The organism is Roseomonas sp. KE2513, from assembly GCF_016107305.1.
In the GTDB taxonomy this organism is placed as follows: domain Bacteria; phylum Pseudomonadota; class Alphaproteobacteria; order Acetobacterales; family Acetobacteraceae; genus Roseomonas.
Genome location: NZ_RCVR01000008.1, coordinates 54,605 through 69,957, shown reverse-complemented (window position 1 = coordinate 69,957; position 15,353 = coordinate 54,605). Strand labels below are relative to the sequence as shown.

The following is a 15,353-nucleotide window of genomic DNA, read 5'->3' as shown; positions in this document are numbered from 1 at the left end:
GGAGGATGCGATGAAGCCCTACCTGCTCTCCCTCGGCGCCGGCCTTCTGGCCGGCGTCGTCTACGGCCTCCTCGGCGTGCGCTCCCCGGCGCCGCCGGTGATCGCGCTGCTCGGCCTCCTCGGCATCCTGCTGGGCGAGCAGGTCGTGCCGGTGGCCCGGCGGCTGCTGGCCGGCCATCCCCTACCCGCCACCATGACGCATGAGAGCAACGCCCGGCACGTCTTCGGCCGGCTTCCTGGCCACGGCGCTACGGCGCAAGGCAACCTCGAGCGAGGGCACAGCTGATGACCGACCTCACCCGCCGCCGCATCGCCACCGGCGCCACCGCCCTCGGCCTCGCCATCCTCAACCGGAGCCCCGCCATGGCCGCATCCGTCCCCGACCTCATCCTGCACAACGGCCGGATCACCACGCTGGACCGCGGCAACCCCGCGCCGGAGGCCGTCGCGATCGCGGGCGGACGCTTCTCCGCCGTGGGCGACGCGAGCGCCATCCTGCCCTCCGCTGGCCCGGGGACACGGGTGATCGACCTCAAGGGCCGGCGCCTCATCCCCGGCCTGATCGACAACCACCTGCATGTCATCCGCGGCGGCCTGAACTTCAACATGGAGCTGCGCTGGGACGGGGTGCGGTCGCTCGCGGATGCGATGAACATGCTGCGCGCCCAGGTCGCGGTCACGCCGCCGCCGCAATGGGTGCGCATCGTCGGCGGCTTCACCGAGCACCAGTTCGCCGAGAAGCGCCTGCCGACGCTCGACGAGATCAACGCCGTCGCGCCCGACACGCCCGTCTTCATCCTGCATCTCTACGACCGCGCGCTGCTGAACGCCGCGGCGCTGCGGGCGGCGGGCTACACGAAGGACACGCCGAACCCGCCGGGCGGCGAGATCCAGCGCGGCCCTGATGGCACGCCGACCGGCCTGCTGCTCGCGCGGCCGAACGCCACCATCCTCTACGCGACGCTCGCCAAGGGCCCGACCCTGCCCTTCGACTACCAGCTCAACTCCACCCGCCACTTCCTGCGCGACCTGAACCGCCTGGGTGTCACCGGGGCGATCGACGCGGGCGGCGGCTACCAGAACTATCCGGACGACTACAAGGTGATCCAGAAGCTGGCCGAGGACGGCGAGCTGACGGTCCGCATCGCCTATAACCTCTTCACCCAGAAGCCGAAGGCGGAGAAGGACGACTTCCTTCGCTGGACAAGCTCGGCGAAGTACCAGCAGGGCGACGACTACTTCCGCCTCAACGGCGCGGGCGAGATGCTCGTCTTCTCCGCCGCCGATTTCGAGGACTTCCGCGTGGAGCGGCCGGAGATGCCACCCGAGATGGAGCCGGAGCTGGAGGAGGTGGCCCGCATCCTCATCCAGAACCGCTGGCCCTGGCGCCTGCACGCCACCTACGACCAGACCATCGACCGCGCGCTGAACGTGTTCGAGAAGGTGAACGCCGAGATGCCGATCGGCGACCTTCACTGGATCTTCGACCACGCGGAGACGGTCAGCGAGCGCAACCTCGAGCGCATCGCGCGCCTCGGCGGCGGCGTCGCCGTGCAGCACCGCATGGCGTATCAGGGCGAGTACTTCGTCGAGCGCTACGGCGCGCGCGCGGCGGAGGCGACGCCGCCGGTCGCGAAAATGCTTGAGATGGGCGTGAAGGTCTCGGCCGGCACGGACGCCACCCGCGTCGCCTCCTACAACCCCTGGGTCGCGCTCTCCTGGCTCACCACCGGCAAGACGGTCGGCGGGCTCCGCATCACGCCCGAGCGCAACACGCTCGACCGTGAGACGGCGCTGCGGATGATGACAGAAAAGGTCACCTGGTTCTCCAACGAGGAGGGCAAGAAGGGCCTCATCGCGGAGGGCCAGCTCGCCGACCTCGCTGTGCTCGACCGCGACTACTTCGACATTCCCGGCGACGAGATCGGGGACGTGACCTCGCTGCTGACGGTCGTCGGCGGGAAGGTGGTGCACGGCGCCGGCGACTTCGCCCCGCTCGCGCCCCCGCTGCCGCCCGCCATGCCGGACTGGTCGCCCGTGCGCCGCTTCGGCGGCTATCAGAACCGCCGCGCGGAGGCGCCGGGCGCGAAGGGCGCCTTCGCGCGGGCCGTCGCCCGCTGCTGCGACGCCGCCTGCGGCGTGCACGGGCATGACCACGCGCGCGCCTGGGCCGCCTCTACCCCGGCCGGCAACGACGGCGGCTTCTGGGGCGCGCTCGGCTGCTCCTGCTGGGCCTTCTGAGCATGAGCCCAGCAGCGCGGCGCGCCCTAACCCTTCTCGGCCTGACCGGACTCTGCGCGGCCTATCTCCAGGGCGGGCTAAACAAGCTGCTCGACTACCCAGGCGCCGTGGCGGAGGCCGCGCATTTCGGCCTGCCGCTGCCGCCCGCCACGGCCGCCGCCGTCATCGCGGTGGAGCTCCTCGCCAGCGCCATGGTGATCACCGGCCGCCTGCGCTGGCTCGGCGCGCTGGCCCTGATGCTCTTCACCCTCGCCGCCACCGTCGTCGCCAACCGCTATTGGGAACTGCCGCCGGGGATGGAGCGCTTCATGACAGCGAACAGCTTCTACGAGCATCTCGGCCTCGCCGGTGCCTTCCTCCTCGTGTCGCTCCGGCATCGGGAGCTCGCGGCATGACCGGCCCCTCCCCCGCCACCGGCGCCTTCGCGCCCCTCCGCCAGACCACCTTCGCGGTGATCTGGGCGGCCACCATCCTTGGCAACACCGGCAGCTTCATGCGCGACGTCGCCAGCTCCTGGCTGGTGACCGACCTCGCGGCCGGTCCCGCCGCCGTGTCGCTTATTCAGGCGGCCGGCACGCTGCCGATCTTCCTGCTGGCGATCCCGGCCGGCGTGCTGTCTGACATCCTCGACCGTCGGCGCTTCCTCATCGCCGTGCAGGTGCTGCTGGCCGCCGTCAGCGGAACCCTGGTGCTCCTCTCCTCGCTCGGGCTGATGACGGTCACCTCGCTCGTCGCGCTCACCTTCGTCGGCGGCATCGGCGCGGCGCTCATGGCGCCGGCCTGGCAGGCCATCGTGCCGGAACTGATGCCGGCGAAGGACCTCAAGGGCGCCGTCGCGCTCAACTCGCTCGGCATCAACATCGCGCGCTCCATCGGGCCGGCAGCGGGCGGGCTGCTGCTCTCGGCCGCGGGCGCCGCGGTCACCTACGGGGCGGACGTGCTGAGCTACGTCTTCGTCATCGCCGCCCTCCTCTGGTGGAAGCGCCCCGAGAAGGCCGAGGACGCGCTTTCAGAGAACTTCGGCGGCGCCTTCCGGGCCGGGCTGCGCTACGCGCGCGCCAGCCGGGAACTTCACGTCGTGCTGCTGCGCGCCGCCATCTTCTTCGCCTTCTCCAGCGCGGTCTGGGCGCTGCTGCCGCTGGTCGCGCGCAACCTGCTGGGCGGCGACGCCGGCTTCTACGGCCTCCTGCTCGGCGCGGTTGGGCTCGGCGCCATCGGCGGCGCGCTGCTGCTGCCCCACCTGCGCACCCTACTGGACGCGGACGGGCTGATGCTGGCGGCCAGCCTCGCCGCCGCCGCCGTTATGGCCACGCTCGCACTCTCGCCGCCGCGCTGGCTGGCCATGCCCGTGCTGCTGCTGCTCGGCATCGCCTGGATCGTCGCGCTCACGACGCTCAACGGCGCGGCGCAGTCCATTCTGCCGAACTGGGTGCGCGGGCGGGCGCTGGCCGTCTATCTTACCGTGTTCAATGGGGCCATGGCGCTCGGCAGCCTCGGCTGGGGCGCGGTGGCGGAGGCGACCGGCGTGCCCGCGGCCCTGCTGGCCGGCGGCGCCGGCCTCGCGGTGGTCGCCTTCGTGCTCCACCGGGTGAAGCTGCCGGTGGGCGAGGCCGACCTCGTCCCCTCCAATCACTGGCCAGAGCCGCTGACGGCCGATGCCGTGCCGCACGACCGCGGCCCCGTGCTCATCCTCATCGAGTACCGTGTGGAGCGGGCGCAGCGGGCGGAGTTCCTGCGCGCGCTGCACGGCCTCTCGGCGGAGCGGCGGCGGGACGGCGCCTATGGCTGGGGCATCACCGAGGACGCGGCCGACCCGGAGAAGTTGGTCGAGTGGTTCATGGTGGAATCCTGGGCGGAGCACCTGCGCCAGCACCACCGCGTCTCCCGCGCCGATGCGGACGTGCAGCAGGCGATGCGCGCCCTCCATACCGGGCCGGAGGCGCCCGTGGTGCGGCACTTCCTGGCGATCACCCCCGCCCGGAACTGACGGCGGGCGCTTCCTGTGGCGAGGTGCCCTCGATCAGGCCGCGCTTCGCCGCGATCGCCTCCGCCAGATGATCCATCAATGCCCGGACCCGCGGCGTGTGCCGCAGGTCGGGATGGGTGAGGAGCCAGAGGTCGGAAGCATAGGCCGGATCGGGCGGCATGAGGCGCGTCAGCCCGGGCCAGCTATCCCCGATGAAGCAGGGCAGGTGCCCCACCCCGATCCCCGCCGCCACCGCATGCGCCAAGCCAAGCACCGTGTCGAAGCGCGCCGCCAGCCGCCCCGGCGCAACCACGGCCTGGGCGAAGCGCACCACCTTCAGCCCGGAGAGGTTGTCGCCGAGGCAGACCCAGTGCGCGCTCTCCGCCGGATCCGCCGAATGCTCCACCCAGGCGGCGCCGTAGAGCGCCCAGGCGATCCGCGCCGCGCGGCGGCCAACCAGCGTGTCGGGCGGCGCATCCGTCGCGCGCACCGCCACGTCCGCATCACGGCGCGAAAGGTTGAGGGCGGCATTGCCGGTCACGACATCCAGCCGGATCGCTGGATTGGCCGCGCGGAACCGCGCGAGCATCGGCATCAGGAGGTCGGAAAGCAGGCTGTCGCTGGTCGCGATCCGCACCTCGCCTGAAGGCGCCGGCGCTTGGCCCGCCAGGCGGCGCGTGACGGCCGTGATATCCTCGTCCACACGCGCGGCCAGCGCGGCCATCTCCTCGCCCGCGGGGGTCAGCGTGTAGCCGCTGCGGTGCCGCTCGAAGAGGGGTTGGTCGAGCGTCGCCTCGATCGCGTTCAGCCGCCGGAAGACGGTGGAATGGTCCAGCCCCAGCCGCCCGGCGGCGGCAGGCAGGCTGCGCGTGGCGGCCACCGCGTCGATGAGGCGGAAATCGTCCCAGGCAAGGGTGCGGGCAGGTTCCTTCACGGGCCTCCTCCGGACGCGCGAAGCCGGCGGCACGGGGATCCGTGCCGCCGGCAGTTCGCGCGGATGCTAAGCGGTTCAGGCCGCGGCGGCGAGGGCCGGGCGGGCGGCGCCGACCCGGGTGGGGCGCAGCGCCAGGGCGCCGTCGCCCGCCAGGGCCTGCACCAGGGCGCCGACAATCAGAAAGGCCGGGTATTCCCAGCCGCCGTTCGGCGCATTGAACACCCAGCCGTTGCCGGCATGCACCATCAGCGCGCCGAGCAGCACCGGCAGCAGCGCCACCGATACGGCGCGGGCATAGAGGCCAAGGACGAGAGCAACGCCGCCGACCGCCTCTGCCACGATGACGGGTAGGGCCAGGGAGGCGGGGAAGCCGGCGCCAGCCATGAAGGCGCCGAAGCCCGGCACGGTGAAGACGGCCACCTTCAGCCAGGCATGGGCGATGAACATTATGCCCAGCGACAGGCGCAGCAGGGTGAGGCCGTAGGGAGCAAGACGAGGGTCGATCATCGGGGATCTCCGTTGCGATCGGTTGGATGCGGCGCAAGGTGGCGGCCCCATCGGCGCAACGCCACGACGGATGTGGCAATGACAGGATTGCATCCACGCAATCACTTCGGCCTGTTCAACCGCCGCCCCACGGCACAAGTCTGGGGCCACCGGAGCCACGGGGCTCCACCTCGAAGGGATCCATCCCATGGCCACCAACGGCATCCACCACGTCACCGCCATCGCCGGCAGCGCCCAGCGCAACCTCGATTTCTACACCCGCACCCTCGGGCTGCGGCTGGTGAAGAAGACGGTGAACTTCGACGATCCCGGCGCCTACCACTTCTACTACGGCGACGCGGCGGGCAGCCCCGGCACCATCCTCACCTTCTTCCCCTGGGAGCACGCGGCCGAGGGCCGTGCCGGCGCGGGCGAGTTGCAGGAGACCGCCTTCCGCATCCCGCAATCCGCGATCGGCTACTGGACGCAGCGCCTGGTGAACCAGGGACTGGAGCGCACCACCCGCTTCGGCGAGACCGTGCTCACCTTCCGCGACCCGGACGGACTGCGCCTCGCGCTGGTCGGCATCCCCGGCATCGAGGCCGAGCCCGCCTGGGACAGCGGTGAGGTGCCGGCCGAGAGCGCCATCCGCGGCTTCCACGGCGTCTCCCTCATGCTCGACCGCACGGAGGCCACGGGCGCCATCCTCACGGATGTCTTCGGCTTCCGCGAGGTGGCGCGCGAGGGCGACACGACGCGCTACGCCGTGGAGGGCACGACGATCGGCGGCATCGTGGACCTGCGCGCGGTCGGCGGCTTCCTGCCGGCCCGGCTCGGCCGCGGCTCCGTCCACCACCTCGCCTTCCGTGCGGCGGACGACGCGGCGGAGATGGAGATGGTCCGCAAGCTCGCGGCCAACCACGGCCTGCGGACGACGGAGCAGAAGAACCGCGACTACTTCCGCTCCGTCTACTTCCGCGAGCCCGGCCACGTGCTGTTCGAGATTGCGACCGACATCCCCGGCTTCGACGTGGACGAGCCGGCCGAGAGCCTCGGTAGCGCACTGAAGCTGCCCGCCTTCCTCGAGGGGCATCGCGCCCAGATCGAAGCCGCCCTCCCCGTCCTCGCCTGACAAACCCCACGGGCCGCGCCACCCCGGCGCGGCCCGCCCTCGGGAGACCCCGCCGTGAGCGACACCGCCCCCACCCTCGTCCACCGCTTCGAGCCCGCCACTGATACCGCGCGCCCGCCGCTGCTGCTGCTGCACGGCACGGGCGGGGACGAGGACGACCTCATCCCCCTCGGCCGCCGCGTCGCGCCCGGCGCGGCCCTTCTCTCGCCCCGCGGCGCGGTGCTGGAGAACGGCATGCCCCGCTTCTTCCGCCGCCTGTCCGAGGGTGTCTTCGACGAGGAGGACCTGCGCCGCCGCACGGACGACCTTGCCGCCTTCATCCGCGATGCCCAGGCCCGCCACGGCATCGCGGCGCCGGTCGCGCTCGGCTTCTCCAATGGCGCGAACATCGCGGCGGCCCTGCTGCTGCGCCACCCCGGCCTGCTGCGCGGCGCGGCGCTGCTGCGGGCCATGGTCCCCTTTCAGGAAACCCCACCCGCCCGGCTGGACGGCACGAAGGTGCTGCTGCTCTCCGGCACAACCGACCCGATCGTGCCGGCGGCTAACAGCGCGCGGCTGGCCGCGATCCTGCAAGGCGCCGGCGCCACGGTGAAGCACCACGAGCTGCCGCTTGGCCACGGGCTCTCCCAGATGGATGTCGCCCTCGCCACCGACTGGATGGCGGGCTTCTGAAGAGGGGGTCCGCGCGTCCAAGTTGCCGCCTGGCGCCGGGCCCCGCTATGCATGCCGCGGCTCGGTTACTCTTCGAGGATTGGATGCAGCAGGGCAGGACGGCGGAGGAGGGGCATGATCAGCCCCTCGTTCTCGTGGTGGACGACGACGACCGCGTGCGCCACGCGATCGACAGCCTGCTCCGCTCCGTCGGCCACAGCACCCTTCTCTACGAGGTCGCGCACGAGATCCTCGACGCGCCTCTGCCCGACCGCGTCGGCTGCATCATCATGGATGTCCGCATTCCCCGGATGAGCGGCCTGGAGTTCCAGGCGCGCCTGGCCGAGCGCGGCGAGCATCCGCCCATCATCTTCGTCACCGGCTACGGCGACGTGCCGATGAGCGTGCGAGCCATGAAGGCCGGCGCCGCCGACTTCCTGATCAAGCCCTTCCGCGACCAGGACATGCTCGACGCCGTGGACGCCGCGCTGGAACGCGACCGCCAGCGCCGCCGCGCCCAGGGTGCCGCGGCCGCCGCGCGCTCCCGCCACGCGACGCTCACTCCGCGCGAGGCGCAGGTGATGGCACTCGTCGCCTCCGGCCTCATGAACAAGCAGATCGCCGGCGAACTGGGGCTGAGCGAGATCACGGTGAAGCTCCACCGCGCCAACGTCATGCGGAAGATGGAAGTTCGAACCCTCGCCGACCTCGTGCGCACGGCGGAACTGGTGGGGCGCGACCCGCAGCGGACATAAAGCGGCCAGACGGGGAGCCAAGGGCCTCAGGCCCTTGGCGGGTGAGACGCGGAGAGGGCGGCGCCCTCCCCGGCACCGCAAGAACGGACAAGCGTGGACACTCGCGCCGCCCTATCAACGCCCCAGGCGGATCATCGCCGCCGGACACCCCCGCGAGGACAGGACCCATGCCCCCCACCAGGAAAGACACGCCGGACATCAAGGCCCCACCGCCGCCTGTGGAGGACAGCACGGGCCTCGACGAGGCGCTGGAGGAGACCTTTCCCGCCAGCGATGCCATCAGCACCGGTGCCCCCGAGGGTTTTGACCCGCCCCCGGCCAAGCCGTCACCGGGATAGGCCGCTGCACCGCACCTGCTAGGCCGCGGCGGGCAGGGCGAAACGGAAGGTTGCGCCCGCGCCCGGCTCCCCCGTGGCCGAGAGGCGTCCGCCATAGGCCTCGACGCAGCTGCGGCAGATCGCCAGCCCCATGCCCATCCCGCCCGGCCGGGTGGAGTAGAAGGGCTCGAACAGCCGCGGCAGCTGTGCGGGGTCGAGGCCGCGCCCGCGGTCCTCCACCTCCGTCACCACCTCGCCCTCAGTGTGGCGGATCCGCACCGTCAGATCGCGCGGCCCCTCGACCGAGGCCATCGCCTGCGCCCCGTTGAGCATCAGGTTGACCAGCACCTGCCCGATCTGCACGGGGTCGGCGAGGACCGGAGGCAGCCCCGCCTCTGCGTCGAGATGGACCGAGATGCCGCCCGCGCGCATCTCCCGCTCGATCAGCAGGATGGCATCCCGCGCCGTCACGGCGAGATCCACCGCCTCGCTGCGGCGCGGCGCGTTGCCGAGGAAGCGGCGGATGCGGGAGACCACGTCCCGCGCCCGCAGCCCGTCGCGCACGGCACTCGCCATCGCGCTCCGCGCTTCCTCCAGGTCGGGCTCCGCCCGGTCCAGCCAGCGCTGCGCCGCCTCGGCATGGCTGAGCACCGCGGCCAGCGGCGAGTTCACCTCATGCGCGATGGAGGCCGTGAGCGTGCCGATGGTCGTGATGCGCGAGGCCCGCGCGATCTCCGTCTCCATCTGCGCGACCCTCGCTTGCGCCGCCTTGTAGCCAGAGACATCGATGGCCGTGACGATGATGTCGCGGAAGCCCTCCATGCTGTCCGGCAGCTCCGCGGTGAAGAGCACGTCGAGCACGCTGCCGTCCGGCCGCGTGATATGCGCCTCCGATCGGTAGAAGCGCTCCCCGTTCGCGATGGCCAGCAGCCACTGGTCGAAGGTCTGGTCGGTGTTCGGCAGGATGCGCGCAAGCGAGCCGACGAGCGCCTCCTTGCCGGTGACGCCCATCATCCCGACGGTGAAGGCGTTCACGTCCTTGATGATAACGCTCTCGCGCAGGCCCCGTGCGAGGTCCGGCCGCGCGACATAATAGGCCAGCACGTCGTCCACGCCCGCCCTGCGGAGGGCAAGGATCGCCTCGCCGACCGCGGACCAGTCCTCTCGCCAGAGGGAGATGCCCGCGCGCTCGAAGAGGGCTTTCCCGCTCCGCTCGGCTTCCTCCACCGCGAGGCTCGTCCGCCAGGCGAGCGCGGCCGCTGCCGCCAGTAGTGCGCAGGCCGCAATCCAGCCGAAGGGGCCTGCCGCCAGTGCAATGCCGGCAAGCAGCGGCAGGAGAAGAAGCAGCGCCAGCCCGCCGATCCTTGCGGGCGGGAACCGCCCTCGCCCGGGCTCCGCCGACCGGGCCCAGCGCGGCATCCCGCCCGTGCCAGGTTCCCGGTTCACCGACGTGCCAGCCGGCCAGAGAGAGAAAACCTGCTTCACGCCCCCTCCGGCCACGCCCGCATCGGCCGAGCCTGCCGGCTCACCGGAAGGGGTGCAAGCCGGCTGCCGGGCAGGGAACCAGCGGATCAGAGCGTCTCCAGCAGCCCCGCGATGACCTGACCCCGCGGTGCGAGGTCGCGCCACAGGATGTGCTCGAAGGGCGCATGGGCCCCGGCACCGGTGCAGCCCAGCCCGTCGAGCGTCGGGATACCCAGCGCCGCCGTGAAGTTACCGTCCGAGCCGCCGCCGCGGTGCTGCTTCGGCAGTTCGTAGCCGGCCTCCCGCGCCAGCGTCCGCGCGCGCTCGTAAAGGTGGAGGATATCCGGGTTCTCCGCGAAAGAGGGACGGTTCATGCCGCCCTCCACGGCAATGGTGATCCCGTCCTCGCTGCCTGCCAGCGCGAGGATCTCCCGCTCCATCCGCTCCCCGTCCTCAAGGTTGGCAACGCGAAGGTCGATCTCGCAGCCGGCCTCGGGCGGAACCACGTTCGGCCGCGTGCCGCCCCAGACGGGCGCGACATTGGTGGTGGTGCCCGCCGCCAGGTCCACCATGGCGTGGACCTTCTGGATCACTCCCGCCAGCGCAACCACCGCGCTCCGCCCCTCCGACCAGTTGCCGCCGGCATGGGAGGAGACGCCCTGGATGCGCACGGTGAAGCGCCCCACGCCCTTGCGCGCCGTCACGCAGGCACCGCCCGGATTGCCCGCAGGCTCAGGGATCAGTACCGCGCTGGCGCCCCGCGCCTCCCGCTCGATCAGCTCGCGGGAGGTCGGGCTCCCCACCTCCTCGTCGGGCGTAAGGAGGAGGGTGATGGGGCTGTTCGTCTTCACCCCCTGGCGAAGGATCTCCCGCAGGGCGTGGAAGGCGAGGAAGGAGCCCGCCTTCATGTCGTAGATCCCCGGGCCGAAGGCTTTCTCCCCCTCCACCTTCCACGGCATGGAGGAGGCGAGCGTCCCATGGTCCCACACCGTGTCCAGGTGCCCCGCGATCACCACCGGCTTGCGGTTGCCCGTGGAGGGCGAGGGCGGCGTGCGGGCAATGAGGTTGTCGCCGTAGCCGTCGCGGCCGGGAATGCGCGTCACCTCGGCGCCGGCCTCGCGAAGGGCGGCCTCGGCGCGGTCCATCAGCCCGTTCACGGCGGCCGCGTCGGTGGTGGGGGTCTCGTGCAGCACCCAGCCGCGCAGCTCCTCCAGCAGTTCCTCGCTCGTGCCGATCCGGGTTGCCGCCATGGTGCCTCTTCCCTCTCAAATGCGCCGGGGGTTCTCGCGCCGGGGTCGGGACTTGTCCATGCTGACACCGCAAGGAGTGGTCACATGGACGGGATTCGATTCGAGGACCTATCACTGGGCCAGTCGGCCCGCTTCGCGAAAACGATCACGGAGGCCGACATCCTCCTCTTCTCCGCCGTCTCCGGGGACAACAACCCCGTCCACCTCGACGCCGAGGCCGCCGCCGCCTCCTTTTTCGGGGAGCGCGTGGCCCATGGGATGCTCACCGCCTCCCTCATCTCCGGCCTTCTGGGTACGAAGCTGCCCGGGCCGGGGGCGGTCTATGTCTCCCAAACCCTCCGCTTCCGGGCGCCGGTCCGGATCGGCCAGACAGTGGCCGCGGACGCGGAGGTCACGGGCCTGGACCCTGAGCGCCGCCGCGCCACGCTGCGCACCACCTGCACCGCCGCCGGGGTCGTCGTGCTCGAAGGGGAGGCGGTCGTGATGATCCCCGAAGCCGCGCAGGGCAGAAATGAAACCCCGTCGGCTGGATAGCCGCGTGCTGCGGTGCCACATTCCATTCCATGAGCATTGAGATGAAGCGGGTCTGCGTCTTCTGCGGCGCGAACCCGGGCAACAACCCCGCCCATGCCGAAGCCGCCCGCGCCCTCGGCCTTGCCATCGCGGATCGTGGCCTCGGCCTCGTCTATGGCGGCGGCAAGGTCGGGCTGATGGGCATCGTCGCCGATGCCGCGCTGGAGGGCGGCGCCGAGGTGGACGGCGTGATCCCCGAGCACCTGATGCAGCGCGAACTCGGCCACGGCTCCGTCACCCGCCTGCACGTCGTCGCCTCCATGCACGAGCGCAAGGCGATGATGGCGGCCCTGTCGGACGGCTTCGTCGTGCTCCCCGGCGGCTTCGGCACGTTGGAGGAGGCCTTTGAGGTCCTCACCTGGTCCCAGCTCGGCCTGCACCGCAAGGGCACCGTCTTCCTCGACGTGCAGGGTTACTGGAGCCGGCTGAACGGCATGCTCGACGCCATGGCGGAGGAGGGCTTCGTGAAGCCCGAGCACCGCGCCATTGCCCTGACCGCCGCCGAGCCCGCGGAGGCGCTGGACCTGCTCGCCGCCTTCCGCCCGCCGGAGGTGACGCGCTGGATCGAGCGCGTGGCCCAGGCCTGAGCCGCCGCTTCGTGGACTGCCGGGTCTGGACCGACTGGCACGCCCTGCCGGAGGCCGCGCGCGGCGGCACGGTGGCGCTGGGCAACCTCGACGGCGTGCATCTCGGTCACCGCGCCGTGCTGGCCGCCGCCCATTCTGCCCGCCCTGACCTGCCGCTCGCCGCCCTCACCTTCGAGCCGCACCCGCGCGAGCACTTCCGCCCGCAGGACCCGCCCTTCCGCCTCACCTTGCTGCCGGCCAAGGCGGCGGCCTTGGCCGCGGCCGGCTGCGCCCACGTCCATGCCGTGCCCTTCGACGCCTCCCTCTCCGCGATGGAGGCCGAGGCCTTCTGCGACACGGTCCTGCACGACGCGCTCGGCGCCCGCCACCTCGCCTGCGGCGCGGACTTTGCCTTCGGCCACCGTCGCGGCGGGGACGCGGCCTTCCTCTCCCGCTGGGCCGAGGCGCGCGGCATTGGCCTGACCATCGTGCCCGCCGTGTCCGACGCCGCCGGCCCGATCAGCAGCACCCGCATCCGCCGCGCGCTGCAGGACGGTTACCCCGAGCGCGCCGCCGCCCTGCTGGGCCGGGACTGGGAGGTGCGCGGCGAGGTCTTCCACGGCGACCGCCTCGGACGGGAGCTCGGCTGGCCCACAGCCAATGTCTGGCTCGGCCGCCACCTTGAGCCCGCGCGCGGTGTCTATGCCGTCGTCGCCGCCCTGCCGGACGGGAGCCTTGTGCCGGGCGTTGCCAATGTCGGCCGCCGGCCAACCCTCGGCGGTGATCCGGAGACGCGGCTGGAAACCCACCTCTTTGACTGGTCCGGCGACCTCTACGGCCAGGAGATCGGCATCCGCCTGCATCGCTTCCTGCGCGAGGACGCGACCTTCGACGGGCTGGAGGCGCTGAAGGCCGCCATCGCGGACGACGCGGCCCGCGCGCGCGCCCTGCTGCGGGCCTGATCAGACAGAAGCCTTGCAAGGCCGCGGTCATGTCGTAAGCGCAACACATCCGCGTTGATCGGTGCCGCTGCACGGCACGAAACAGGCGGTCCCGCCTTCACAAGCAGGGTCCAGGGCCCCTAAGAGCAGCGCGCGCCAGCGACCGCGCCGCCCCAGAAAAGGATTCCCTTTACCGTGTCGAAGAAGTTCCTCACCGACGTCATCCAGAACTCCACCGAGATGACCGGCGCCGCCGCCGGCCGCCTGGCGGCTGACCTGATCGCCGCCATCAAGAACGAGATCATCGAGAACGGCCGCTTCTCCCTTCCCGACTTCGGCTCCTTCACCGTGCGCGAGACGCCCAAGCGCACCGCGCTGAACCCCCGCACGGGCGAGAAGGTCGCCGTGAAGGCCGGCGCCACCGTGCGCTTCAAGGCCAGTCCCTCGCTGAAGGTCGCGGCTTTCGCCGGCGCGAAGAAGGCGAAGCGCAAGGCCGCGAAGTCCGCCAAGGCGGGCTGAACCGCAACCGCTCATGCCGCGCCGCCGGCGCCGCGCAACGCCGCCCACCGCCCCGCGTGCGGCGCCGGAGACGACACTCTACGCCGCGGTGAAGGCGCATCTGGAGGGGCTCGGCTACGAGGCGAAGGGTGAGGTCTGCGGCTGCGACATCGTCGCCGTCCGCCCAGGCGAGCCGCCTTTCCTCGTCGTCACCGAGATGAAGATGGGCTTCACCCTGGAACTCCTCCTCCAGGGCGTGGACCGGATGGCGGCGGCGGACGAGGTCTGGCTCGCCGTCCGCGCGACGACGCGCGGGCGGGACGCGGACCGGCGCGTGCGCAAGCTCTGCCGCCTGCTCGGCTTCGGCCTTCTCGCGGTCGATCCGGCCCGGACCGCCGTCCAGGTGCTGGCCGAGCCCGCGCCCTATCGCCCGCGCGGCAATCCGCGCCGCCGGGCACTCCTGCTGCGCGAGCACCGCCGCCGCCGCGGCGACCCGAACAAGGGCGGCGCGACGCGCACGCCGATCATGACCGCCTATCGCCAGAACGCGCTCGCCCTCGCGGCCGCCCTGCGCGAGGGTCCGCGCCGCCCGCGCGACCTGGCCCCCGAGGTGCCTGAAGCCGGCGCCATTCTGCTGCGCAACGTCTATGGCTGGTTCGACCGGGTGGAGCGCGGTCTCTACCGCCTATCGCCCGCGGGCGAGGCGGCTCTTCTCCTGGCCGAGAACGCCTAGGGCGCCCTCCCGCTTTCTTCCCAAGCCTTCCAGTCGCTCCATCGCAAACACGAAGAAAATTTCTCGACCCGTTACCAAAGGTTACTGCATTCCTTCCGAGAGCTTCTATGTCTTTGCTGTGGCAGCGGCGACCGTTCCGACATCACGGTCAGCGGCGGAAGATCGCCCGTGTCCACATTAGTTCTGGCTAGCTGCCTCCGGGCCAGCTTCCTTCACGGCGCCGCAACCCCGTGCTTGACGAGGGGCGACCAGCCGTCGCGGCACGCCGCACAGCCTGCGCGTCCGCACTTCGCAGCCCGCGCGCCGCATCCGCCGGGGATGTGGCCAACACGGCCCCCGATCCCAGCAATCCCGCGCGCTCGAGCCCATCGGGTTCACCGCGCACAGACCTATTGGAGATGTGCCATGCGCAAGATCTTCACGGTCGTCGCCCTGACAGGCGTTCTGATGGGCGGAGCCATGCCAGCCCAGGCCGACGGCAATGACGCAACGGGCGGGCAGACCAGGGTTCAAAGTTGGAAGCAGCCCGCCGGCCCGGCCCCACGTGCGGACACCGCCGCGGTAAAGTTTATTGGCGGCGAGGACCAATACCTCGTCGCGCCCACGCGGTCGCCGACCTGGTCACAACCCGCCGACAAGCTGACATGGCCGATGCAGGGCCGCCGCGACGCCGGCCCTGCCCTGAGTGACTTCTTCGCCAACCAGAGCGGCTAACGCTTACCCCGCCATTGCCCGGCCGCATCCATGGCGGCCGGGACCGCCACGTGCCGGCGGCGAACTGCGGTCCCCTCAGGAAGCGACGCCTGCCCTGAGGGGACCGGTCAGCCGCCGGCACCATCCGTCGGG

General features: G+C 71.7%; 18 protein-coding genes. 14 read left to right on the top strand and 4 right to left on the bottom strand.

Annotated features, from left to right (window positions below):
• The first annotated feature begins 10 nt into the window (after positions 1-10).
• The 4 genes from D9599_RS10275 to D9599_RS10260 are packed head-to-tail and all read left to right on the top strand — an operon-like array spanning position 11 to position 4,228.
• Complete coding sequence (locus D9599_RS10275; RefSeq protein ID WP_198381142.1) at positions 11-286, top strand: DUF1427 family protein; 276 nt, start codon at positions 11-13, stop codon at positions 284-286.
• Positions 286-2,241 carry an amidohydrolase gene (locus D9599_RS10270; protein WP_232480346.1) on the top strand — a complete coding sequence of 652 codons (1,956 nt, stop codon included), beginning with the start codon at positions 286-288 and terminating at the stop codon, positions 2,239-2,241. Before D9599_RS10275 ends, D9599_RS10270 begins: the two co-directional genes overlap by 1 nt.
• Before the next feature lie 2 nt (positions 2,242-2,243).
• Positions 2,244-2,636 (top strand): DoxX family protein, encoded by a 393-nt coding sequence (locus tag D9599_RS10265; RefSeq protein ID WP_198381141.1) that lies wholly within the window; start codon positions 2,244-2,246, stop codon positions 2,634-2,636.
• Positions 2,633-4,228 carry an MFS transporter gene (locus D9599_RS10260; RefSeq protein ID WP_198381140.1) on the top strand — a complete coding sequence of 532 codons (1,596 nt, stop codon included), beginning with the start codon at positions 2,633-2,635 and terminating at the stop codon, positions 4,226-4,228. The genes D9599_RS10265 and D9599_RS10260 overlap by 4 nt, the downstream gene beginning before the upstream one ends.
• On the opposite strand, the gene D9599_RS10255 is transcribed toward D9599_RS10260, so the two are convergent.
• Positions 4,209-5,141, bottom strand: coding sequence for a LysR family transcriptional regulator (locus D9599_RS10255; protein WP_198381139.1), 933 nt, complete (start codon positions 5,139-5,141; stop codon positions 4,209-4,211). The genes D9599_RS10260 and D9599_RS10255 overlap by 20 nt on opposite strands.
• A gap of 75 nt (positions 5,142-5,216) precedes the next feature.
• Positions 5,217-5,648 carry a DoxX family protein gene (locus D9599_RS10250; RefSeq protein ID WP_198381138.1) on the bottom strand — a complete coding sequence of 144 codons (432 nt, stop codon included), beginning with the start codon at positions 5,646-5,648 and terminating at the stop codon, positions 5,217-5,219.
• 187 nt (positions 5,649-5,835) lie between these two features.
• Here D9599_RS10250 and D9599_RS10245 point away from each other — a divergent pair, with 187 nt between their 5' ends.
• From D9599_RS10245 to D9599_RS10230, 4 genes are all read left to right on the top strand, one after another.
• The gene (locus tag D9599_RS10245; RefSeq protein ID WP_198381137.1) at positions 5,836-6,759 is read left to right on the top strand and encodes a ring-cleaving dioxygenase; all 924 of its coding nucleotides are present in this window, start codon (positions 5,836-5,838) and stop codon (positions 6,757-6,759) included.
• A 54-nt stretch (positions 6,760-6,813) separates the two neighbouring features.
• On the top strand, positions 6,814-7,431 hold the full coding sequence (locus D9599_RS10240) for an alpha/beta hydrolase (protein ID WP_198381136.1): 618 nt from the start codon (positions 6,814-6,816) through the stop codon (positions 7,429-7,431).
• An 83-nt stretch (positions 7,432-7,514) separates the two neighbouring features.
• On the top strand, positions 7,515-8,165 hold the full coding sequence (locus tag D9599_RS10235; protein WP_198381135.1) for a response regulator transcription factor: 651 nt from the start codon (positions 7,515-7,517) through the stop codon (positions 8,163-8,165).
• 167 nt (positions 8,166-8,332) lie between these two features.
• Positions 8,333-8,503 carry a hypothetical protein gene (locus D9599_RS10230; protein ID WP_198381134.1) on the top strand — a complete coding sequence of 57 codons (171 nt, stop codon included), beginning with the start codon at positions 8,333-8,335 and terminating at the stop codon, positions 8,501-8,503.
• A gap of 18 nt (positions 8,504-8,521) precedes the next feature.
• On the opposite strand, the gene D9599_RS32265 is transcribed toward D9599_RS10230, so the two are convergent.
• Positions 8,522-9,967: a sensor histidine kinase gene (locus tag D9599_RS32265; protein ID WP_198381133.1), complete on the bottom strand. Its 1,446-nt coding sequence runs from the start codon at positions 9,965-9,967 to the stop codon at positions 8,522-8,524.
• Positions 9,968-10,053: 86 nt separating this feature from the next.
• Positions 10,054-11,196: a M20 family metallopeptidase gene (locus D9599_RS10220; protein WP_198381132.1), complete on the bottom strand. Its 1,143-nt coding sequence runs from the start codon at positions 11,194-11,196 to the stop codon at positions 10,054-10,056.
• A gap of 84 nt (positions 11,197-11,280) precedes the next feature.
• Between D9599_RS10220 and D9599_RS10215 the strand changes: the two genes are divergently transcribed.
• The 6 genes from D9599_RS10215 to D9599_RS10190 all read left to right on the top strand — a co-directional run bounded on the left by D9599_RS10215 (position 11,281) and on the right by D9599_RS10190 (position 15,221).
• On the top strand, positions 11,281-11,730 hold the full coding sequence (locus D9599_RS10215) for a MaoC family dehydratase (protein WP_198381131.1): 450 nt from the start codon (positions 11,281-11,283) through the stop codon (positions 11,728-11,730).
• Positions 11,731-11,771: 41 nt separating this feature from the next.
• Entirely contained in the window at positions 11,772-12,356 is a 585-nt protein-coding gene (locus tag D9599_RS10210; protein ID WP_198381130.1) for a TIGR00730 family Rossman fold protein, read from the top strand.
• An 11-nt stretch (positions 12,357-12,367) separates the two neighbouring features.
• Positions 12,368-13,297, top strand: a complete 930-nt coding sequence (locus tag D9599_RS10205; protein ID WP_198381129.1) for a bifunctional riboflavin kinase/FAD synthetase — start codon at positions 12,368-12,370, stop codon at positions 13,295-13,297.
• 174 nt (positions 13,298-13,471) lie between these two features.
• The gene (locus D9599_RS10200; protein ID WP_198381128.1) at positions 13,472-13,795 is read left to right on the top strand and encodes an HU family DNA-binding protein; all 324 of its coding nucleotides are present in this window, start codon (positions 13,472-13,474) and stop codon (positions 13,793-13,795) included.
• A 13-nt stretch (positions 13,796-13,808) separates the two neighbouring features.
• Complete coding sequence (locus D9599_RS10195; protein ID WP_198381127.1) at positions 13,809-14,507, top strand: DUF2161 family putative PD-(D/E)XK-type phosphodiesterase; 699 nt, start codon at positions 13,809-13,811, stop codon at positions 14,505-14,507.
• A 405-nt stretch (positions 14,508-14,912) separates the two neighbouring features.
• Positions 14,913-15,221, top strand: a complete 309-nt coding sequence (locus D9599_RS10190) for a hypothetical protein (RefSeq protein WP_198381126.1) — start codon at positions 14,913-14,915, stop codon at positions 15,219-15,221.
• Positions 15,222-15,353: the final 132 nt, after the last annotated feature.